Raw genomic sequence first — 23,509 nt, forward strand, 5'->3', positions numbered from 1 at the left:
AATGGCTATTAGCAGCTATCTGCTCACTATATCAAAGAGGCACTAATGAGTGACACCTGCAACTTGCATTCTTACCGCAGAGATTGGCTCTCAATATACAGTTGTGGGGCCGGCAAGATTGTTACAAAGGCAACCATTGTTGTTTTCTAATGTGCTACAGGGGCACGTCTTCATACTTTTATTGATAATCCGTAATGTCCAGAATGATAAAAAGTACCGCCTAAAAACTGTCGTCATCAATGCTCTTAAACAGAAGAAAATAACAATACGACTTTCTTCCCTTATGCCTGTAACCCAGTGTTGAAAAACACTTCTGCTTTAACACTACACTGATTAACAAAGCCGCTCTCGGCTACCAAGCTGCATGTTTTATTATTGAGCATTAAGCACTATGGATTATCGGCTACAAGCGCCCGATCTGGAGTGCCTTATACAAGCAATCCGCGATAGAGGATTCCTGCTGTATGGGCCCAGATTGACCGATGGAGCCATCACATTCGGTGAAGTTCACTCACTCTCAAATCTGCCTCAGGGCTGGACCGATGAGCAGCAGGCTGGGCAGTACCGAGTTAAGCGCCGGGAAGATGAAGCTTACTTTGGCTATGCCGTAGGGCCTCACTCCTGGAAGAAATACCTGCAATTACCCCGCCGGCCCATATGGAAGGTCTCCAAGCAACATCAAACCATAGAAATCGTTGAGATTCAGGAGTCAGCCCCAAAGCAGGCATTCCTGGGAGTTCGAAGCTGTGAGCTGCACGCCATTGCTATCCAGGATCGTATCCTGTGCCAGGGGGAATATCCCAGTGAGAGTTACCACCAAAGGCGGAAACAGTTGTTTACCGTTGCGGTGAATTGCACCTCGGCAGCAGATACCTGCTTTTGTACTTCGATGAATACCGGTCCAGAGGTCACTTTGCCCAGCGATCTCACCTTGACAGAGGTGATTGAAGCCGGGGAGCACTTTTTTCTGATCAGCAGTGGCTCGGATGCCGGTAAGGAAATTATGGAGCAACTCCCCTTGCTTCCAGCAAGTGAGGGGGAAAGTAAACTGGCTAAATGTAAGGTGAAGCGCCTTGAGGAGGAAATGCGGCGTGGACCACGCCACTTCGATAGCTCAGATTTGAAAGAGCTACTCTATAGAAACCTCGATAGCCCGAACTGGGATAAGGTCGCTGATCGCTGTCTATCTTGTGCCAACTGCACCATGGCCTGTCCAACCTGTTTTTGCTCCACCGTTGAGGACACCACCGATCTCAGTGGCGAACATGCTGAGCGCTGGGAGCGTTGGGATTCCTGCTTTACAGCAGATCTCAGTCATATTACCGGCGGCTCCGTACGCGCCGATACCCGGTCACGCTACCGGCAATGGATGACTCACAAACTGGCCAGCTGGCACGACCAATTTGACAGCTCTGGTTGCGTGGGCTGTGGTCGCTGCATCACCTGGTGCCCTGTGGGTATCGACCTCACCGAAGAGGTCCGAAATATCCGAGCCCTGGATCAAAAACAGACGCCCAGCCAGGAGTCACCATGAAGACCATTGCCGATCTTCTTCACGAGCATCCTTTCTTTCAAGGTTTGGCAGAGAGAGATCTGCAGTTTCTGGCTTCCTGCGGTGAGAACTGTATTTATCACAAGGGCGACTACCTGGCGCGGGAAAATAGTCAGGCAAACCACTTTTTCCTGATTCGCAGTGGCCGGGTAGCAGTAGAAACTTTTGTACCCAATCGCGGCCCTCTGTGCCTGCTCACACTCCATGGCGGTGATATTTTCGGGTGGTCCTGGCTGTTTCCTCCCTATATCTCTGCTTTTGATGCCCGCGCCATGGAAGATGTTCGCAGCCTGCGCTTGGGCGGGGAATGCTTGCGCAATAAATGCGAACAGGAACCTAAACTGGGTTTTGAGCTGATGAAGCGCTTTGCGCGAATTGCTACTGAACGGCTGCAGTCCGCACGTATTCAGTTGCTGGATATTTACGGCCCAGATCACCAGGGCCACCCAACATGATTCCCTCCGTTTACCGGGTGTGCCAGCGGCGCGTGGAATATCCGGGGACTTTCACATTACAGCTGGAAGCTAAGAACGGTAGGCGGCATAAGCCACCGATGAATTTTGCTCCCGGTCAGTTCAATATGTTGTACGCCTTTGGTACCGGAGAATCTGCCATTTCCTTTAGTGGACTGGGGAGCGAGGACGGCAAGCTCATCCATACCATTCGCGCCCAGGGGAATGTCACCCGGGCCCTAGAGCGCCTACAGGAGGGAGACACTTTAGGTGTAAGGGGGCCTTTCGGCATCGGTTGGCCTCTAGATACTGCCGCTGGCAAAGATCTTTTGATTATTGCCGGCGGTCTCGGACTGGCGCCGTTGCGCCCAGTAATCTATGCGGCGCGGCGGGAGCGACTTACCGCACGCGAGGTGCGTCTCTTTTATGGTGCCAGACGCCCAAGTGAATTGCTGTATAGAGAGGAGCTCGCTCAGTGGAGCGCCCAGCTCAAGCTTGAGACTTCGGTAGATCACGGTGATGGCTCCTGGCCTGGGCATATTGGTGTGATTACCGATCCTCTACAGGCCGCACAAATAGATGGCGCCAACTCGGTAGCGTTTCTGTGCGGCCCTGAAATTATGATGCGCTTTTGTATCCAGGTTTTGGTGCGCAAAGGTGTGCCAGAGTCCTCTATCTATCTATCCATGGAGCGCAATATGAAATGCGCCATCGGTCTCTGCGGACACTGCCAGTGGGGTCCAAACTTTATTTGTAAGGATGGCCCTGTTTTTTGCTATGAGGATATTCGCCCATGGCTGCAGATTCGCAGCTTATAAGCCGGCAGCCCCACAAACCCAAACTGGCGGTCTGGAAATTCACCTCCTGTGATGGCTGCCAACTCAGCTTGTTGGACTGTGAGGATGAGCTATTGCTGTTGGGGCAGGAAGTGGAGATCGCCTATTTTATGGAGGCCTCCAGTAAGGTGGAGGAGGGGCCCTACGATATCTCCCTGGTGGAGGGCTCCATTACGACACCCGCCGACCTGTTGAGAATTCAGGAGGTGCGGCGTCAGTCAAAGTTCCTGGTAAGTATTGGCGCCTGTGCCACTGCTGGCGGTATCCAGGCACTGCGCAATTTTGCCGATGTCGTCGAGTTTACTTCTGTGGTTTACGCCGAGCCCTCTTATATCCACACCCTAAAAGAGTCCACCCCCATTGCCGCCCATGTGCCAGTGGACTTCGAGCTGCAGGGCTGCCCGATCAACAAACTGCAACTGTTAGAGGTCATCAGTGCTTTTCTGAATTCTCGTGCACCTCAGGTTTCCAGTCATTCAGTGTGTATCGAATGCAAACTTAAGAACAATGTCTGTGTGTGGGTAGCCCACGGCACCCCCTGCATGGGACCGGTAACCCATGCAGGTTGTGGCGCGCTTTGCCCTAGTTACAACCGCGGTTGCTATGCCTGCTATGGCCCGAAGGAGAACCCTAATGGTGAATCCCTGTGTCACTGGTGGGAACAAAATTTAGGAGCAGACAGATCAACCGTCATTGAAAATCTACGTAATTTCAATAGCTTATCACCTCATTTTAAAGAAATTAGTCAAGATAGAGAGCATCGCCAAAAGGGAAAATCCTAACGGGTAGAGCAACTAATGGCCGGTAAAAGTAAAACCATCAAAGTCGATTATTTGGCACGCGTTGAAGGCGAGGGTGCGCTCTATATACGCTACGACGATCATGGCGTGCACGAAGTGCAGTTAAAGATCTTTGAGCCCCCACGCTTCTTTGAAGCCTTTTTGCGGGGGCGCGATTACACAGAAGCACCGGATATCACCGCCCGTATTTGCGGCATTTGCCCAGTGGCCTATCAAATGAGCGCGCTGCACGCCATGGAGAACGCGCTGGGTCTGGTTCCTACTGAACCCCTGAGAAATCTGCGTCGCTTGCTCTACTGTGGAGAGTGGATCGAAAGCCATATGCTGCATATCAGCATGTTGCATGCACCGGACTTTCTCGGCTATCCCAATGCCGTGGCCATGGCCAAAGACCACCCAGAGGTTGTACAGCGAGCGTTGGAAATCAAAAAAACTGGAAATGCGTTGGTGCGTCTGCTTGGGGGTAGGGAGGTCCACCCAATCAACGTGCGCGTAGGGGGCTTTTATCGAGTGCCCGGCCTGGAGTCCTTTCAAGCACTGCGCCCCCAATTGTTAGAAGCCCATACCCTGGCAGAACTCATGACGCGTTGGGCGGCGGGTCTGCCATTTCCCCATTGTGAGCAATCCTATGAATGCGTCGCCCTGTCCAACCCCAGTGAATACCCCATGAATGAGGGGCGTATTGTTTCCAATCGCGGGCTGGATATTTCGGTAAAGGACTACGAAAAACATTTTCGCGAACAGCAGGTACCGCACAGTACGGCATTGCACAGTCTATTGATCGAGCGGGGCGCCTACCTTGTCGGGCCCATGGCGCGCTACAACCTCAGCTACCCCCAACTCTCGGGAGAAGTGAGAAGCCTTGCCGAGGCGTTGGGTTTCCGAGCACCCTGCAATAATCCCTTCAAAAGTATTGTGGTGCGCTGCCTGGAGGTACTCTACGCCCTGGAAGAGGCACTGCGCCTTATCGATACGTTTCAACCCCCCGATGAACCCTACCTGGCAGTAGAACCTAGAGAGGCTAGTGGCTGTGCCGCTACCGAGGCCCCCCGCGGACTGCTCTATCACCGCTACGCCATGAATGAGCAAGGCAAAATTACTTTTGCCAAGATCGTCGCTCCCACCTCTCAAAATCAAAAAACTATCGAAGATGATCTACGCCTGATGCTGCCAAAATTCATGCACCTGCCCGAGCAACAATTACAGGGTTTATGTGAGCGCGCCATTCGCAATTATGACCCCTGTATTTCCTGCTCAACCCATTTCCTGCAGCTACATTTGCAACATGAGCCAAAAAGAATCTCCTGAGCGCTGGCTGCTGGTCAGCCTTGGCAATCGCTTCCGGGGAGACGATGGTGTGGGGCCCTATCTGCTCGACAAGCTGCGCAGCCAATTAAAAGGAAGCGCAGATTTTCTGGAGAGCGGCAATGACATGGTAACCCTTGTGGGGCATTGGAAAGATCGTCAGGTTTGCCTGGTAGATGCGATTTTGTCCGATGAGCAAAAATCGGGCGAACTAATCCGAGCCGATGGCCTGGCCGATATTATCGCGCCCAGTAACTGCACGACCTCCAGCCACGGTTTTAACCTCAGAGAAGCGGTCGACTTGGGCAGAGTGCTGGGGGCACTGCCCCGCAGACTGGAAATTTTTTCCATCTGTGCCGAGAACATCACCTCCTGTGATTGTCTCACTGCCGCAGTGAAGTTGGGCGCGGAGCGTGCCGAGCAGGAGCTACTTGCATTTCTACAAGGCGATAACGGACAAAGCTGATAACGGAGACCAGTGATGCATGAACAGTCCTTGATCAGCAATCTGATCGAAAAAATACAGCAGCTTGCCGATAACGAAGGTGCCAGGGTAGTGGGTGCTAAGCTGCGCCTAGGTGCCCTTGCACATATCTCCGCCCCACATCTAAGGGAACATTTCGAACAGGCAACTTTCGGGACCAGCCTGGAAGGATTGCAACTGGAAATTGAAGAGCTCACCGATATTCACCATGCCGAAGCCCAGGACATTATCCTGGAAAATCTGCAATTTGAGGCCAGTGATGGACAATGAGCGTCGCCGGCTAGCGATTAAAGGCCTGGTTCAGGGCGTAGGGTTTCGACCCTATATTTATCGCTTAGCGCGGGATTGCCAACTGACCGGCTGGGTTGCCAACCATAGTGGTGGATTACAGTTGGAGGTTGAGGGAAACAGCACAGGCATCGAGAAACTCCTGCAGCGTTTGCCTCTGGAAAAGCCACCGCACAGCCTGATACTCAGTATTGATAGTGAGGTAATTCCTGCCGAGGGTGACAGCGATTTTGAGATTCGAGAAAGCACCGTTACCGCCGCACAATCTACCCTGGTGCTGCCAGATATAGCTCCCTGTAACTCCTGCCAGGCCGAATTGCAGGATTCCCGTAACCGCCGGCACAAATACCCATTCATCAACTGCACGCACTGCGGCCCGCGCTTTAGCATCATTGATAAGATGCCCTATGATCGCGCCAACACTGCAATGGATCAGTTTCCTCAATGCGCCAAATGCCAAGCTGAATACACCAATCCCGAAGACCGCCGTTTTCACGCCGAACCCAATGGCTGTCCAGAATGTGGCCCACAGCTGCAGCTCTGTGATAGCAAAGGCAAGGTGCTTCTCACCGGCCTTGCAGCCTTGAATGAGACGTTCGCCAGCCTGGCCAGTGGAAAAGTTGTTGCGTTGAAAGGTGTAGGGGGGTTCCAACTATTGGTAGATGCCGGCAATAGCCAGGCATTACAGACATTACGCAAACGCAAGCAGCGCCCACACAAACCTTTTGCCCTGTTGTATAGCTCTTTATCGGCAGCGCGACGTGATTGTCGGATTTCTGAGTTGGAGGCAAAACTGCTTACTTCACCGGCACGCCCCATCGTACTACTGGAAGCAAAACCGGAAGCGAATGCCAGGGTACACGAGCTGGTAGCGCTGGGTTCACCAGATCTGGGGGTGATGTTGCCAGCCTCACCACTGCACCTACTACTTGCCGAAGAGTATGCGGCCCCCCTTGTCGCCACCAGCGGCAATTTGGCTGAAGAGCCAATTTGCATTGAAAATACGGAGGCTTTGCGGCGCCTTGGCAAAATTGCCGACCGTTTTTTACTGCATAACCGCCGCATAGTGAGGCCATTGGATGACTCGGTACTGCGCGTAGTAGAAGACCGCCCCTTGATGTTACGCCGTGCACGCGGCTATGCCCCACTACCCATTACCCAGGCAAAACTGTCACAACAGGCACTCACGCAATCCTATTTAGCCCTGGGAGCAGATTTAAAAAATTCCGTGGCGCTGTCCCACAATGGTTGGATTTATCAGAGCCAACATATTGGCGACCTGAGTAGCGCCACCGCAATTGAGCACTTTGACCGCACAATTGCGGACCTCACTGGTTTACAACAACGTCGACCGCAAACTCTGATCCACGACCAGCACCCAGGCTATAGCTCTCATCGCTGGGCACTGCAACAGCAGGCTCCACGCCTGGGGGTACAACACCATGTTGCCCATCTATTTTCCTGTATGGCCGAACACGGTCACAGTGGTGCCGCACTCGGCGTCTGCTGGGACGGCACTGGCTATGACAGCAGCGGCATAGTTAGGGGCGGGGAGTTCCTCCTCTGGGACGGTAAATCGCAAGTAGAACACGTCGCCAGCCTGCGCACATTTCCCCTGCCAGGTGGAGAAAAGGCTGTGCGCGAACCACGGCGGGCTGCTGCGGGCCTGCTATATGAAATTTCCGGATACATGGCACTGCAACACCAGCTGCTCAAGCGCTGCTTTACCCGCAGTGAACGCCGTAACCTGGTCACCATGCTGGAAGGTGAGGTCAACAGCCCTCTATGCAGCAGTGCCGGGCGCCTGTTTGATGCAGTGGCCGCACTATTGGGGCTGTGTAGCCAGTCGAGCTATGAGGGGCAGGCCGCCATGGTGCTGGAATATAGTGCCCGAGGAATTCAGAGTAGTGACAGCTATCCATTCGACCTGTATCAGCGTCAAAGCAAGTGGGAGCTGGACTGGGCCCCCTGTATTAGCGCCTTAATACACGATGAGGGTAAGTCGCTGCCGCAGCGGGCTGCGGCCTTCCACAATACCTTGGCAAATATGATTCTGGCAGTGGTCAATGAGATCGGTGAGCGTCAGGTCTTTCTCTCCGGCGGTGTTTTCCAAAACCGAAGACTAACGGAACGCACCGCGACACTGCTGCGTGAGCGGGGATTTACCGTGCATTGCCACAGCCAGGTTCCCCCCAACGATGGCGGCATCGCCCTTGGGCAACTCCACTATGCCCACTGCATGGCTGCAGCCGGACAATCTGCGGGGGACTAAGTGGGCATGTGCTTAGGTATTCCCGGCCTTATTGAAGAGATCACAGACAATTCCCCCCTGGAACGCCTGGGCAAGGTACGTTTTGGCGGCATAGCTCGGCAAGTCAACTTATCCCTGGTGCCAGATGCCAGCATTGGCGATTATGTGGTAGTCCATGTGGGTATCGCCATCAGTCAGATACGGGAAGAAGAAGCCGAACGTGTTTTTCGCGACCTGGAATCCCTGAGCGGGCCGAGCGGCCAGGAGTGATGCCGTGAAATTTGTCGACGAATACCGCCAGAGCGAGACTATCCAAAAGATAGCCACAGAAATTCGCAAAGAAACCACGCGCCCCTGGACGATTATGGAAGTGTGCGGTGGACAAACCCACGCCATCGTTAAGAATCGCCTCGACCAGTTACTACCGCAAGTAATAGAGTTGGTTCATGGACCGGGTTGCCCGGTTTGCGTGACCCCCCTGGAGACCATTGATCGGGCCATTGCCATCGCTGCATTGCCGGGAGTAATTTTCTGTTCCTTTGGCGATATGTTGCGAGTACCTGGGTCAGAGTACAGCTTGCTCGATGTGAAAGCCGATGGTGGCGACATTCGCATTATCTATTCCCCCCTACAGGCAGTGAAGATTGCCGAGGACCACCCCACAAAGCAGGTGGTCTTTTTTGCCGTAGGATTTGAAACAACCGCAGCCGCGAATGCCATGGCTGCCACCCAAGCCAAACAAAAGTCGCTTAAGAATTTTTCCCTGTTGGTTTCCCAGTTTTTGGTGACACCGGCCATCGCTTCTATATGCGCCGCCAAGGATACACGTGTGCAGGGATTTCTTGCCGCTGGTCATGTGTGCTCAATAACCGGTTACGAAAGCTATCTACCCCTTGCCGAAAAGTATCAGGTGCCGATTGTCGTTACCGGCTTTGAACCCCTGGATATTCTTGAAGGTTTGTTGATGTGCCTGCGCCAATTAGAGCAGGGCAGTTATCAGGTGGAAAACCAGTATCTAAGAGCGGTAGAGCGAACCGGCAACCGCCCGGCACAAGTGTTACTGAACAATGTATTTAGTGTTTCTGCTCAGTGTTGGCGGGGGCTGGGTGAAATTCCAGCGAGTGGCTTGGCACTTGCTGAAGAGTTTTCAGATCTCGATGCAACAAAGAAATTTGCATTGCCAGAGATCAAACCCCGGGAGCAACACCAGTGTATTAGTGGTGCCATTATGCTCGGCCTCAAAAAGCCCGGCGACTGTCCCCATTTCGGCACAACCTGCCGCCCAGACCACCCCCTGGGCGCCCCCATGGTTTCCTCCGAGGGTGCCTGCTCCGCCTACCACCGCTATAGCCAACAGGTAAAAACCCGTGAATCTTCAATGTCCTCTCCCAACAACCAATAAGGACAGTATCCGCCTGGGGCATGGCAGTGGTGGCGAGATGACCCAGCAACTTCTGAAGGAGTTTATCCAACCTCTGTTCAAAAACACCTGGATCGACCAAGCCCACGACAGCGCTACCTTGCCTTGGGATTCTGATCGCCTGGTATTCACCACCGACTCATTCGTAATTACCCCTTTGTTTTTCCCCGGTGGGGATATCGGCAAATTGGCCGTTTACGGAACCGTCAATGACTTGGCCATGGGCGGTGCCGAGGCAAAATTCTTGAGTTGCAGCTTGATACTGGAAGAAGGGTTGCCGTTCAACACATTAAAAAAAGTGCTGCAATCCATGGCTGGCGCAGCCGAGGAAACCGGTGTAAAGCTGGTTACCGGGGACACCAAGGTCGTGGAGAGAGGCAAGGGCGATGGTATTTATATCAATACCAGTGGAGTGGGTAGCTTACTGAGTAATCATCCAATAGACCCCAGTTATATCCGCCCCGGTGACAGAATTCTATTGTCCGGGGATATTGGCCGACACGGCATCACCGTTATGGCAAGCCGTGAGGGATTGGAATTCGAAACTGCACTCACCAGTGACTGCGCCCCGCTCAATGCTGCAATTTCAGCATTGCTGCAGGGCGGTATTCCGCTTCACTGTTTGCGGGATCTCACTCGCGGTGGTCTCGCGACGGCCCTGGTGGAACTGGCCGAAACCAGTGGGCAGGCCTTCGAACTGGATGAAGCGCAGATCCCAGTCTGCGAATCAGTCTACGGAGCCTGCGAAATGCTGGGCCTAGACCCCCTTTACGTGGCCAACGAGGGGCGTTTCGTTGCATTTATTCCCGCAGAGTACGCTGATCAGGCCAGCGCTATCCTAAGAGAGGAACGGGTAGGGGCATCCTGTGCAATTATTGGGAAAGTCACTGGCAAGCCCAGTGCCCAGGTTATTCTAAAAAACAGCCTTGGGTGTGATCGCCTGTTACAGCGCTTGCCAGGAGAACAATTGCCAAGAATTTGTTAGCCAATAGCATTTATAAACATCCTGCGGAAACATTGATAGCAGCCTCAACCTCCCTGGCATTGTTCATTTTAATGTCATGCATTGCCCTGATTCCCGCCCCGCAGTTTCGGGTAAGGTTCTGATTAAACTAAGTGCTAGAGCGCGATTAGTTGGCAGTGGCGTTTTGTCACAGCAAGCGGCTGGCTTGATTTTTACTAAGCTTCCCAGTCTAAATGCATGACTATTCATTGCTAAGATCAGTCGAAACTAAGCTCAGTCGAAAACTGTGAAAGGTAATCCGATAAAGGTGAACCGTGCTTCAGACAAGGCCTGAGAAAAACTGGCACTCAATGTCCGCAGATACGGTGTTCTCCGAGCTGAAGACCAGTATGGCCGGAATCAGTGAGGACGAAGCTGCGCTAAGACTGCGAACCTACGGGCCTAACTGCCTGCCAGCACCAGCTCGCAAAGGGTTTCTGCGGCGCTTCTTCTCCCATTTCAACAACCTCCTGATCTACGTCCTGCTCGGGGCGGCGCTTATCACAGGCCTACTACAACACTGGGTAGATACCGGGGTCATCCTGGCGGTGGTTATCGTCAATGCGATTATCGGCTTTGCTCAGGAGGGTAAAGCGGAAAGGGCCATGGATGCTATCCGCCATATGCTGGCTCCACGCGCCGCAGTCCTCCGCAACAATCAGCGGCTCACTGTGGAGGGAGAGAAACTGGTACCCGGCGATATTGTGCTCATTGAGGCTGGTGACAAAGTGCCTGCCGACTTGCGGCTGTTAAAAACGCACGGTCTGCAGGTACAAGAGGCCATCCTGACCGGGGAATCCATCCCGGTAGAAAAACATACCGATCCGGTTAACACCGATACCCCCTTGGGGGACCGTAGTTGCTTAGCCTATAGCGGAACCACTGTCACCAATGGGCAGGGAGTGGGGATAGTAGTGGCCACCGCAGCAGAGACCGAGATCGGTCATATCAGTGGCATGCTTGCCAGTGTTGAAACTTTAACCACTCCGTTGGTTGAACAGATGGGTTTCTTCGCCAAATGGCTGGCCCTTTTTATTCTGGCAGTTGCTGCGTTGATCTTCGCCTTTGGGCTGTTTGTATTGCAGCACAATTTTAATGAACTGTTTATGGCCATTGTTGGGCTTTCGGTAGCGGCCATTCCCGCGGGCTTACCGGCAGTTCTAACCATCACATTAGCGGTCGGGGCCCAGGCGATGGCACGGCGCAACGCCATTGTCCGGCGCCTGCCGGCTATCGAAACCCTGGGATCAGTATCGGTAATCTGTACCGATAAAACCGGGACGCTCACCCGCAACGAGATGTGCGTCGCCACAGTAGTTACAGGCGCACAACGCTATGAAGTAGAGGGCGAAGGCTATGAACCGCGGGGTGAAGTCATGCTCGGCAACGCGCCGGTAGCGATGTCGGCCCCAAACCCACTGCAGGAGTTAGCCCGTGTCGCGGTTCTTTGTAATGACGCCGAGCTCAGAAAAGAGGAGGGCAACTGGCTCGTCGAGGGTGATCCCATGGAGGGGGCCTTACTGGCCTTCGCAGCAAAGGCGGGAATGAATAGCGAGGAGGTGCGCAAGCTGTGGACCCGTACCGATATTATCCCCTTTGATGCCCAGCATAAGTTTATGGCCAGCCTAAACCACAACCATGAGAACCATGCACTGATCGCCGTTAAAGGGGCGCCGGAACAGGTTTTGGCAATGTGCAAAACCTATCGCAGCGAGGATGGAGGCTGCGAACCGCTGATGGAGACTTACTGGCGACAAAAGACCGAAGAGGTCGCGGCATTGGGACAGCGTGTCTTGGCGCTCGCCACAAAAGAGGTAAAGCCAGAGCACACGGTGCTGGAGCACTCAGACGTGAAGGGAACTATGACTCTTCTAGGCTTGGTGGGATTGATCGATCCACCACGTCAGGAGGCTATAACCTCAGTTGCGGAGTGTAGGGGCGCGGGTATTCGAGTGAAGATGATTACCGGCGATCATGTCGCGACCGCAAAAGCCATCGGTCAGCAGATAGGCTTGCAGCGGCCTAACAAAGCCCTAACGGGAGTGGATATCGACAACCTGAATGACGCGGCATTGGCGGCAGAAGTCCTGAAGGTGGATATCTTTGCCCGCAACAGGCCTGAACATAAATTGCGGCTGGTAACCGCATTGCAGGCCCACGATATGACTGTGGCAATGACTGGCGATGGCGTAAACGATGCCCCCGCTTTAAAACGCGCCGATGTGGGTATTGCCATGGGCCGGGGGGGGACAGAGGCAGCCAAAGAGGCCTCCGAGCTGGTTCTAGCCGATGATAATTTCGCTTCCATCGGCGCTGCGGTCCGTGAGGGGCGCACGGTTTATGACAATATAAAGAAAGTAATTAGCTGGACGCTGCCCACCAACGCAGGGGAAGCCTCAACCATTATTGTGGCGCTGCTCTTTGGCATGGTACTGCCGATAACACCGATCCAAATACTTTGGGTAAACCTGATTACCGCTGTTACGCTCGGTATTGCGCTCGCCTTTGAGCCCACAGAAGAAAATACCATGCACCGCCCACCACGGTTGCGCGACCAACCGCTCCTTACCAGTGTACTGGTATGGCATATCACATTAGTTAGCACCTTATTCCTGTGTGGCGTATTCGGAATATATACCTACGCCATTCAGCAGCACTACTCATTGGAATTGGCGCGAACCATGGCCATGAATACATTGGTGGTAATGGAAATTTTCCACCTGTTTTTTATTCGCAATATGTATGGCACCTCTCTCACCTGGAAGGCAGTGCGCGGCACCAAAGTGGTGTGGATGGCAGTCATCATGGTCACTTTGGGGCAATTTGCCATTACCTATGTCCCACTCCTGCAGGAAGTCTTTGCTACTGAGGCAGTGCCACTTTTTGATGGCATTCTGATTGTTGCGATTGGCGTAGCGCTGTTTGCCATTATCGAGATCGAAAAACAGATGCGTATACGCCTTTCCCGCCAGACACAAAGCTTCACTGCCAGGGAAAATTCTTAATTCCGTACCTTGACCTGTTCTCAGCCTGACCAACCCTACAGCCTAAGCCCCGCTTTAATTGGCTCGCAATTTGCTGCCTCTTTATGGGTTTATTCTTATTACTAGTGATCAGATGCTCTCAATGTGTGTTGAAAGCCAGCGCAGCTCTACCAAAACTGAAACTTTCAGTGACATAGAGCACATTTTTGCAGGTTGGCAGCAGGGGCAACACCGTCATAGACACTTTGCAATACTCTTGAGCTTAACCGTGCTAGAGAGCTTTTCAGGGATCGCGTTTAACACAAGGTTAAAACCCGGAACAGCAGTGTAGCGAGCAAGTAAAACTTTCCGCCAAAAAACCTTATGACATTTAGTGAAGATCCAGGCCGGGCCCCGGTAGGGAGTGATGAGATGCCGTTTAAACAAATCCTACTTCCTCTTGATGGCTCAGCTATCGCTGAAGAGGCCATCGCCCATGGAGTTATGCTGGCCCAGAACAGCGGTGCAAAAATACACCTTCTTCATGTACAAAATTCTGAAGAGCAGAGCATAGATCCGGTGGACTGGCGGCTGCGCAGAGTAGAGCTGCGTAGCTACCTCAACCGTTTGGCTGAGCCCATTTCGGAGCAGGGTATTACTGTAAGCCAGTCTGTGGTGGAGGGACGCCCAGCAGAGCAGATTGTAGAGTACTGCGATGAGGTCGATATCGATCTGATTGTACTCACTGCATACGGCAAGGGTGGCGTCAGCCGTTTCGACTTCGGCAGCACCGCCCAAAAGATTTTTAGTGGCTCTGGGCGGTCCTTCATCATAGTGCATCCGGGTTTAAAACCTCCGGCCCAGGAAAACATGGCTTACCGCCGTATTCTGGTCTCGATGGATGGTTCCTCTCATTCCGAGTGGGTTGCTTGCCAGGCGGCATCAATGATGCGTGGGCAAGAAATGGAAATGATTCTGCTGCAAGTGATTGCTGTGCCAGATATGCCCCGCAAAATGCCGATCACCCGCGAAGAACACGCCACACGGGAAAAGTTTGTCGAATGCAATCGACGCGCGGGTGAAGTCTGCTTGGAGGAGATGGCTCGCCAATTGGAAAACGGCATCAAAGTACGGCCCTTGCTGCTGGTTGCACAGAATGTCGCCGAGTGTATTTATGCCACTGCTGCGGAAGAGGATGTCGATCTGATTGCCATGAGCGCGCACGACTGGCAAACCGGTGAGCAACACGTAACGGGTACCGTCTGCCACTCCGTTATATCCCACAGTAACCTGCCGGTTCTGGTATTCCAGGATTTGCAGGAATCCCAATTACAGGCTCTGCGCGCTGACAACATAGCCTGCCAAATTCGCCACTCAACTCTTCCGGTAAGAAATGAAGCGCATCGATGAAATTGCGGTTTTGGAAAAAGCAGGGCGCTCGCCAGGGGTACAAGTTCTTTGTACATGCAAAGTCCGAGCAAAGCGGTACTCAATCTGGGAGTACCGCCCACGGGATTGGTAACAATTCGAACCGGGATAATGAACAGCAGCGCCTGGAAGACATAGCCGCGCTGGCCAAGCAGCACGCAAGCCCTGTCGGTACCGGTGGTGGCTACCGCTTGCGACTGCACTTGCGTCAGTTAGAAAAACATTTCGAGAAAATCTATCGGCATCTCGCCACTAGGGTAGAGGCGGGCGAAAAAAGTACTCGCAGTGAAGAGTGGCTACTAGATAACCGCCATGTGGTCCAGGAGGCCCTGCAGTTGGTATGTGAGTCCCTGCCGGTGAACTACTTAAAGCAGTTGCCACAAGTTTCTGCCGAAGACGGCAGTGTCGACCTGCGTTTGCATGTCCTTGCCGATGCATTGATCACCGATTTCTCCCAACCCGTAGATATTCAATCCATTCACCTGTTGGTTGAGCACTACCAGGAGGATGCTGTTTTAACCACCGGCGAACTCTGGGCACTGCCCGCACTTTTGCGCCTTTGCCTATTGGAGCACTTGGCGCAGCTGGCCGAGGATGCCCTGGGAGGACATACCGCTACAGAAGAGGAACTCAGCGTTGGCATTGCCAGCGGTATCATTAGCCTGCGAGAGCTGCGCAGTTGTAACTGGCGGGATTTTGTTGAGTCCCTCAGCCGTGTAGAACATATATTGCGCAAAGACCCTGCAGGCGCCTACCGCCGAATGGATTTTGAAACCCGCGATAGATACCGGGATGTGATAGAAAAGCTGGCGCGTGGCAGTGGCAAAACTGAACAGCAGGTTGCCCAGTGTGTGGTGGAACTGAGCGACGTACAGGAAACCGATAAGCGCACCCGGCATGTGGGATACTACCTGATAGATGAAGGGCGTCCACAACTGGAAACCCTGCTGGAATATCGCCCAGGCTTTCTGCAACGCCTTCATTGGCAGCTATTGCACAAGGCATCCAGGATATTCTTTTCCGGATTGGCACTTTTCTCGATTCCACCGCTACTTGCCCTTGCTGTTTATCTACTCTGGAGCGGTGCTTCTATCATTTTGACGTTATTGGTACTGCTGGTTACCGCAGTGCCAGTGGTCGGTATGGCCCTGGCTCTGGTCAACGGCTTGATTACCCACTGCTTGCCCCCGCGCCTGCTGGCAAAACTGGATTTTGATAAGGGCATATCCAGTGAATACCGCACGGTTGTGGTTATGCCGGTACTATTTGCCGATGCGGAGGATATGCAAAGGATTCTCGAGTGTCTGGAAATCAATTTCCTCAACAACGGAGATAGGAATCTTGTTTACGCAGTTTTAAGTGATTTTGCAGACGCGGATACGCAAAGTACCAGTGAGGACACAGCACTATTAGAAATCGCCAAAGCATCTATTGAAACTCTGAACGAACGCCACAGGGTCGATGAGGGCAGATCACCGTTTTTACTATTACATCGTGAGCGTCGCTGGAATGCGTTGGAAAACTGCTGGATGGGCTGGGAGCGCAAGCGCGGCAAATTGATCGAATTCAACCGACTATTGTCGGGCAATGAGGAGCACAGTTTTACCACTTGTTTTGGCGATCGCAAACAACTGCAAGGCATTCGCTATGTCATCACTCTCGATGCCGACAGCCAGATGCCACCAGACACCGCACGACGCCTCGTTGGTGCCATAGCGCACCCACTCAATCGCGCAGTGGCCAACAGCAGCACACAAAGAGTGGTAGCAGGTTATGGATTTTTACAGCCCCGGGTGGAAACCGACCCGGCTAGCTCTGATGGAACCCTATTCAGCCAGATTTTTGCCGGTGATCGCACCGTAGACCTCTACACCCACGCCGTCTCGGATGCCTACCAGGACCTGTTCGGCGAGGCGATATTTACCGGTAAAGGAATTTACGACCCGGAGGTTTTCTCCCAGACCCTGGCCGGGCATCTTCCAGAAAATGCCATCCTCAGCCACGATTTAATCGAAGGTGCCATCGGTGGTGTAGGGCTGCTGTCGGATGCAGTCTTCTATGAACAATACCCACCTAATGTTTTCGCCATGCTGCGCCGCTCGCACCGCTGGATTCGCGGTGATTGGCAGATACTTTCTTGGCTGGGCAAACGTGTACCGGTCGATAGCGGTGAACATGTCGACAACCCTTTACCGCCAATTCAGCGCTGGCAAATCGTCGATAATCTGCGTCGCAGCCTGGAAGCCCCCTGCCTGTTGGCACTTTTTCTGCTCGCCTGGAGCGGTTGGCTGCCGGGCCACGCCTGGGCTTGGACTTCGGCGCTACTTTTGTTGTCTTCCGCATCGGTATGGCAGGAATTACTATCGATGGTCTGGCGCAGCATCGCTGATCCCAGCCGCGCCCATCTTCATTTCCGGGGAGGGCCGGCGGTTCTACAGCAGCGCTTTTTACACTGGCTGCTATCGCTGGTTCTGCTCCCGGTGCAAGCGATTAACGCGTTGGATGCGATCGTACGCACACTCTATCGGCTGCGCGTTTCCCACCGCCATTTGTTGCAGTGGACATCAGCGGCACATGTGAATCGCTCTGTCAGCAGTGCACTGACTGCGTTTGGCAGTTGGCGTGCGATGTGGGTTTCCCCACTGATCGCTCTATTGGTAACTGCAGGCTTGGCTTATTGGCTTCCCGCCAGTCTCTTACCTGCAGCACCGTTTTTGTTGGCCTGGCTCTTTGCACCCCAACTTCTTCACCATATCAATTTACCGCGAGAGCTGGAGCCATCAGTTCTAACAGAAGAGGACAAGCGCGAGTTGCGTTTGCTAAGCCGGCGAACCTGGTTTTTCTTCGAACACTTTATGGGGCCTGACGATCACTGGCTGCCGCCAGATAATTATCAGGAAGAACCCCTGGCGGTCCTGGCCCGGCGTACATCCCCCACCAATATCGGGCTGGGCTTGCTCTCTATTCTCAGCGCCTACGATTTTGGTTACGTTGATCTCAGCCTGCTATTAGCTCGACTCAACAACAGCTTCGACCGTATGCGCGGACTGGAGCGCTATCGTGGACACTTCCTCAACTGGTATGAAACCCGCGAACTACACCCGCTCAACCCCCGCTATGTCTCCACCGTGGATAGCGGCAACCTGGCCGGCAGCTTACTAACCCTGGCCTCCGGCCTGGAATCCCTAAAAAGTGAACCACTGAGTGGACGCCAGCTGGTACTGGGGATCACCGATACCCTCGATGCCATGGCAGAAACCCTGCAGCCGGTCGATACGGACTCCGCCCCCAACGAAATCCGTGAGATCAACGCGCAGCTAGCGCAGTTTCGCCAACGTTTACAAGCCGGCGCGGAGCACAATCGCTGGTGGCAAACCATCGACGATATCTATGAGAGAGATGTACCCTGGCTACAGAAGCAGATGCTGGCGCTGATCGAGGGTGACGAAAAAAATTTTAGTGCAGAGGATCTCGGTCGACTACGCCAATGGCTCGATGAACTGCACCGCCATGCAGTGGCCGCGAGGCGCTATCAGGAGGCGCTCGAACCCTGGCTGCGACTTATGCAGGTACCACCCAAAGTCTGCCGGGAGGGTGTGAAGCATGTCAGAAAAGCTTATCTCGCCCTGGCAGATACTTTGAAAATCCCGGTTTCCTTATCGACCATGCCAGACTTTTGCGATGCTGCAGAGCAACAACTGCTGCAACTGCAAAAACACCTCGCTGCAGAACCACAAGAGCACGATGAAGCCGCCTCTTGGTGTGAAAAAATGCACAGCGCACTGGAAAGCGCACGGGAAAATGCCGCCAGTTATTGCCGAGACATCACCAGCCTTTCCACCAGGGCACTCAACTGGGTGGAAGAGATGGATTTCGCCTTCCTCTACGATCGCGATCAGCATCTATTTCATATCGGTTACAACATTACCGATGCTGCACTTGACGCCAACCACTACGATTTACTCGCCTCAGAATCTCGTCTGACCGGCTTCCTCGCTATTGCCAAAGGCGATGTACCGGCGCGCCACTGGCGCCACCTTGAGCGACCATTTCGGCACCTTCATCGCCGGGTGGTGTTGATGTCTTGGAGTGCGACCCTGTTTGAGTATTTAATGCCGCGGCTGTTTATGGAAACGCCAGAGCACAGTTTGATAGGGCGGGCCTGCCGCAATGCCATTGAAGTGCATCGCAAGTTTACCGGCCGCTTCGAACTACCCTGGGGTATCGCCGAATCCGGTTACTACGAACTGGACAGCCAATTGCACTACCAATACCGTGCCTTTGGAGTGCCCGGCATCGGTTTTCGTCGCGACCTCGGTGAACGCCTGGTTATAGCGCCTTATGCTTCCATGATGGCACTACCATTCGATGCCGCAGGGGTTATGGAGAATCTGCGCCAGCTTCGTGCCGAAGGTGGTTACGGCCAGTTCGGTTTGTATGAAGCGATTGACTACGGCCGTACGGCCAAAGCTATACCTCGACGCGCACGCACTGTGCGCTCCTATATGAGCCACCACCAGGGCATGATCCTGCTGGCCATTAATAACTACCTCCACGACGACATAATGCAACAACGCTTCCACAGCGATGTGCGCATTGCCGGCCTGACGCCACTACTGCACGAACGCCTGCCCACCGCGCGGCCGGCCCTAAGACCCTGGCAGCAGCCGGGGCTACAGCGCAGTTTCCACGCCGAGGGAGCCCTGCAGAGCTGGTCTGCTCTTCCGGGGAGACCCTATCCGCAATTCAACCTGCTCTCTAACGGCCACCACACCCTGCTGCTCGGAGCAGATGGTTCAGGTGGCAGCTATTGGCACAATCTTGCCCTGACACGCTGGCAGCCAGATCCGACCCAACACCAGGGCGGACACTGGAATTATGTCCGCGATCTGGACAGCGGCGAGCTGTTTTCTGTGGGGCTCGCCCCCTGTGGCGGAGACGCCGGCCACTGTATGGCCAACTTCTCACCACAGGAAGTAGAGTTCCAGCGCCGTGAAGCTGAGTTATTCTGCCGCTTACACATTGCCCTCAGTTCCCAGCATGACTTAGAAGCTCGCCGACTGGTGATCAAAAATGAAAGCAATCGCAGCCGCCACCTGCTGCTGGCGGATTATGCCGAGGTGGTGCTGGCGCCAGAACGCGATTACCAGCGTCATCCCGCCTTTGCCAAACTGTTTGTGGAGAGCCAGTACCTGTCCGATGAGCAGGTAATGCTCTATCGAAGGCGGCCTCGCAGCGGCGAGGAAAAACCGATCTATCTGGCCCACTGCGCATTGGTTTCTGCCGATGTAAGTCACCAGCTGGGCTGGGAAACCGACCGGGTACGTTTCCTCGGCCGCGGCGGGTCCCCGGCAAGGCCTCTGGCCCTGCAACGAGGCCTGGAAGGCTTCACGGGAACCACAGGCCCTGTATTAGACCCGGTAATTGCCTCAGCCCAGGAAATTTCTATTTCGCCTCATTCTGAAGTCGAAGTGATCTATCTGACTGGCGCCAGCAAGTCACGCCGGGAGTTGTTGGCTGTGTTGCGCTCTTATCGCTCGCGGCCCAAGGCACGCTGGGTATACGACCTGGCGCGAATGCAGTCTGAACAGGAGTTACACAACCTGCGTATCCCCGCGGCAGACGTCTACTGGATGATGGAGTTGCTCTCCGCTGTGCTAGCTCCCTCCGGCGGGCTTCGCGCCTCTTCCCGAGTATTGGCCCGCAGTCATCATATTCAGCGTTGCCTGTGGAGCCGTGGCATCTCCGGAGATAACCCAATCCTGTTACTGCAGGTGCGCAGTGAGCAGGGCATTGATTTTGCCGAGCCCATTCTTCAAGCCCACACTCTCTGGAGCGGCCGCGGCCTGGCTATAGACCTGGTTATTGTCGATGAGGATTCCGCCGGTTATTCCCAGCAGACCCGCGACAGGTTACAGGAGATGATCGCCGATATTCGCGGTCGTACTATGCGCAAACTAAACGGCTCAGTGGTGATGGTGCCAGGCCAGGAGCTGCCAGAGTCTGATCGTATGGGCCTTTTGGCTGCAGCACGGGTATTACTCGATTCCTCAGCAGGGCCAGTGGCCACACAGCTGGAGAATAGTGCCACCGCACTACAGGCTCAGATGCAGCCGCTACCTCCTTTTGTACCGGTGCAATCTGCAGGTTATGTCCAGTTACCAACACCAGCCCTGCAACGCCCAAATGATCTTATATTTGATAATGGCCTGGGCGGTTTTTCAGCGGATGGGCGCGAGTACATCCTGCATCTACAAGCAGGCAAGCCGGAAGAACCGGGCCAGCGCCCTCCAGCACCCTGGGTAAATATCATCGCTAATCCCAACTTCGGTTGTCTGGTATCCGAAGGGGGCTCCTGTTGTACCTGGAGTGGCAACAGTGGTGAACACCGGCTGACCGCCTGGAATAACGATCCGGTCCGCGACCCAAGTGGTGAAACCCTCTACCTACGCGATGAAGAGAGCGCCCAGGTTTGGTCGCCAACCCCGGCCCCGCGACCCGCCGAGACCGACTATCAGGTAAGGCATGGGGCAGGTTACACCGAGTATCGCCATAACAGCCACGGCCTTGAGCAGTCCTGGCGTATTACGGTCGATCGCACTGCTCCGGTGAAAATTGGCCGGCTGACATTGAAAAATGGCTGGAACAGGCCACGCCGCTTAACGGCCACCTACTACGTGGAGTGGGTAATGGGACTGACCCGCGGCAACAGTTGGGCTCATCAGGTCAGTGAGTTCATACCAGAAAGCAATACGTTATTGGCCCGCAACGCCTTTGTCCCGGATGCCAAACCCGGTGTCGCCTTCCTGACTGCCAGCCTGCCACCTCACGGTCTGACCACAGATCGGCATGAGTTTATTGGTAGTACCGGGAGCCCACAGGCACCGGAGGCACTGTTTCGGATTGGCCTCTCCGGAAGGGTGCAGTCTGGCGGCGACCCTTGCGCCGCTTATCAAGTCCATATTGATCTGGCTATCGGCGAAACCCAACACATTTATTTTGTGATGGGGGAGGGGATTGATCGTGCCCAGGCATTGGATTTGGCCGGTGAATTCCGGGATCCACAAAGAGCCGCAAACTCCCAGGCCGAGTTCGAACAGTTTTGGGAGAATTATCTGGGTTCTGTTCAGGTGCGAGTGCCCGATAAGGCCACCGAGCTGATGGTAAACCGCTGGCTACCTTATCAAACCCTGGCCTGCCGCCTCTGGGGCCGCAGCGGCTTCTATCAATCCAGTGGTGCCTTTGGTTTCCGCGATCAGCTTCAGGATGTACAGGCACTGCTGTGGACACATCCCGATTGGACACGCCAACATATTTTGCGCACTGCCTCACGCCAGTTCCAGGATGGAGATGTACTGCACTGGTGGCATGAAAATCCCTTACGCGGTGTGCGCACCCGCTGCTCCGACGACTTATTGTGGCTGCCATTTGTTACAGCCCAATACATTCGCACCACGGGTGATTACCAAATCCTGGATGAACCGGTCAGCTATCTTGCTGGGGCACCACTGGGCAAAGATGAGCACGAACGCTACGCCGAGTTTGAAAGCAGCGATGAATCCGGGTCTCTTTACGAGCACTGCTGCCGCGCAATTGAGCGCGCCGGCGCAGTAGGACCGCACGGGCTACCGGTAATCGGCAACGGCGACTGGAACGACGGCTTCAGCCGTATCAGTACCACCGGCCGCGGTGAGAGTGTATGGATGGGCTGGTTTTTACTGCGAGTTTGTCGGGATATGGCGCCCCTGTGCGACTACATCGGCGATTCTGCACTGGCGGAATATTACCGTCAGCTGGGAGAAAATTTCCGTCAGCAGGTAGAAGACAGCGGCTGGGACGGCGCCTGGTATCGGCGCGCTTATTACGATGACGGCTCGCCGATTGGTTCTAAGGACAGCGATGAATGCAAAATCGACCTGATTGCACAAACCTGGTCGGTGCTATCCCAGCAGGAACCCACTGAGCGATCCCGCAAAGCGATGGAATCGGCCGACCAGCACCTGGTAAACGAGTGCGCCCGGCAAATACTGTTGCTTAAGCCACCGTTTAACAAAACCAAGAAGGACCCCGGCTATATCAAAGGTTATCCACCGGGAATTCGTGAAAACGGTGGCCAATACACCCACGCCGCCACATGGGCCGTCTGGGCCGCGGCCGGACTCGGACAGAGCGAGCGGGCTTGGCATTACTTTAATTTGTTAAACCCAATTACCCACACCGATACCCTTGAAGGCGTAAAGCGCTATCGCACAGAGCCCTATGTATTAGCCGGCGATGTCTACGGCGTGGCCCCCCATGTGGGGCGCGGTGGCTGGACTTGGTATTCCGGAGCGTCCGGCTGGCTGTATCGCAGTGCACTAGAGGCATTACTTGGGGCAAAAATTCTTGATGGCGATCACTTGGTGATCGAACCCTGCCTACCGCAAACCTGGCATAACTATCACTTATCGCTGCGCTTTGGCAGCAGTCGCTATGAGATCGACATCAGTAATTGCGGTGGCTGTCCGCGAGAGATCGAATCACTGACGCTGGATGGAGAAAGACTCACTTCAGGAGAAATTCCGTTAAAAGACAGCGGCCAGGAGCATCAGGTAGCTTTAGTATTCAAGCCTGTTTTTAATCCCCCCAAATAACAACGAAATACTTCACTATTAAATTTTTCAGTGTGGTCAGCAGGTTGCCTTATATGGCTTCAAATACGATCAATACAAAATTTTTTCTCACGAT

14 protein-coding genes are annotated in these 23,509 nt (G+C 54.1%); all 14 read left to right on the forward strand.

Annotation, left to right across the window (positions count from 1 at the left end; all coding sequences use genetic code 11):
- Nucleotides 1–391 precede the first annotated feature (391 nt).
- A complete protein-coding gene (locus tag MJO52_RS10660; protein WP_252085920.1) occupies nucleotides 392–1,534 on the forward strand; it encodes a 4Fe-4S dicluster domain-containing protein in 1,143 nt (380 codons plus the stop codon).
- Nucleotides 1,531–2,007, forward strand: coding sequence for a cyclic nucleotide-binding domain-containing protein (locus MJO52_RS10665; protein WP_252085921.1), 477 nt, complete (start codon nucleotides 1,531–1,533; stop codon nucleotides 2,005–2,007). Before MJO52_RS10660 ends, MJO52_RS10665 begins: the two co-directional genes overlap by 4 nt.
- Nucleotides 2,004–2,822 (forward strand): FAD/NAD(P)-binding protein, encoded by an 819-nt coding sequence (locus MJO52_RS10670; RefSeq protein ID WP_252085922.1) that lies wholly within the window; start codon nucleotides 2,004–2,006, stop codon nucleotides 2,820–2,822. The genes MJO52_RS10665 and MJO52_RS10670 overlap by 4 nt, the downstream gene beginning before the upstream one ends.
- Nucleotides 2,798–3,622 carry an oxidoreductase gene (locus MJO52_RS10675; RefSeq protein WP_252085923.1) on the forward strand — a complete coding sequence of 275 codons (825 nt, stop codon included), beginning with the start codon at nucleotides 2,798–2,800 and terminating at the stop codon, nucleotides 3,620–3,622. Before MJO52_RS10670 ends, MJO52_RS10675 begins: the two co-directional genes overlap by 25 nt.
- Nucleotides 3,623–3,637: 15 nt before the next feature.
- Complete coding sequence (locus MJO52_RS10680) at nucleotides 3,638–4,948, forward strand: Ni/Fe hydrogenase subunit alpha (RefSeq protein ID WP_252085924.1); 1,311 nt, start codon at nucleotides 3,638–3,640, stop codon at nucleotides 4,946–4,948.
- Nucleotides 4,926–5,411: a hydrogenase maturation protease gene (locus MJO52_RS10685; protein WP_252085925.1), complete on the forward strand. Its 486-nt coding sequence runs from the start codon at nucleotides 4,926–4,928 to the stop codon at nucleotides 5,409–5,411. Before MJO52_RS10680 ends, MJO52_RS10685 begins: the two co-directional genes overlap by 23 nt.
- Nucleotides 5,412–5,426: 15 nt before the next feature.
- Nucleotides 5,427–5,699, forward strand: coding sequence for a hydrogenase/urease maturation nickel metallochaperone HypA (locus tag MJO52_RS10690; RefSeq protein WP_252085926.1), 273 nt, complete (start codon nucleotides 5,427–5,429; stop codon nucleotides 5,697–5,699).
- Nucleotides 5,689–7,989: a carbamoyltransferase HypF gene (hypF, locus tag MJO52_RS10695; RefSeq protein WP_252085927.1), complete on the forward strand. Its 2,301-nt coding sequence runs from the start codon at nucleotides 5,689–5,691 to the stop codon at nucleotides 7,987–7,989. The genes MJO52_RS10690 and hypF overlap by 11 nt, the downstream gene beginning before the upstream one ends.
- 6 nt (nucleotides 7,990–7,995) lie before the next feature.
- Nucleotides 7,996–8,238 (forward strand): HypC/HybG/HupF family hydrogenase formation chaperone, encoded by a 243-nt coding sequence (locus MJO52_RS10700; RefSeq protein ID WP_252085992.1) that lies wholly within the window; start codon nucleotides 7,996–7,998, stop codon nucleotides 8,236–8,238.
- A gap of 4 nt (nucleotides 8,239–8,242) precedes the next feature.
- Nucleotides 8,243–9,370 (forward strand): hydrogenase formation protein HypD, encoded by a 1,128-nt coding sequence (hypD, locus tag MJO52_RS10705; protein ID WP_252085928.1) that lies wholly within the window; start codon nucleotides 8,243–8,245, stop codon nucleotides 9,368–9,370.
- Nucleotides 9,336–10,373 carry a hydrogenase expression/formation protein HypE gene (gene hypE, locus MJO52_RS10710; protein ID WP_252085929.1) on the forward strand — a complete coding sequence of 346 codons (1,038 nt, stop codon included), beginning with the start codon at nucleotides 9,336–9,338 and terminating at the stop codon, nucleotides 10,371–10,373. Before hypD ends, hypE begins: the two co-directional genes overlap by 35 nt.
- A gap of 293 nt (nucleotides 10,374–10,666) precedes the next feature.
- The gene (locus MJO52_RS10715; protein WP_252085930.1) at nucleotides 10,667–13,396 is read left to right on the forward strand and encodes a cation-transporting P-type ATPase; all 2,730 of its coding nucleotides are present in this window, start codon (nucleotides 10,667–10,669) and stop codon (nucleotides 13,394–13,396) included.
- Between the two features lie 390 nt (nucleotides 13,397–13,786).
- On the forward strand, nucleotides 13,787–14,764 hold the full coding sequence (locus MJO52_RS10720; protein ID WP_252085931.1) for a universal stress protein: 978 nt from the start codon (nucleotides 13,787–13,789) through the stop codon (nucleotides 14,762–14,764).
- Nucleotides 14,761–23,415 (forward strand): GH36-type glycosyl hydrolase domain-containing protein, encoded by an 8,655-nt coding sequence (locus MJO52_RS10725; protein WP_252085932.1) that lies wholly within the window; start codon nucleotides 14,761–14,763, stop codon nucleotides 23,413–23,415. Before MJO52_RS10720 ends, MJO52_RS10725 begins: the two co-directional genes overlap by 4 nt.
- The last annotated feature ends 94 nt before the right edge of the window (nucleotides 23,416–23,509 follow it).

Origin of the sequence: Microbulbifer variabilis (assembly GCF_023716485.1) — a bacterium.
In the GTDB taxonomy this organism is placed as follows: Bacteria; Pseudomonadota; Gammaproteobacteria; order Pseudomonadales; family Cellvibrionaceae; genus Microbulbifer; species Microbulbifer variabilis_B.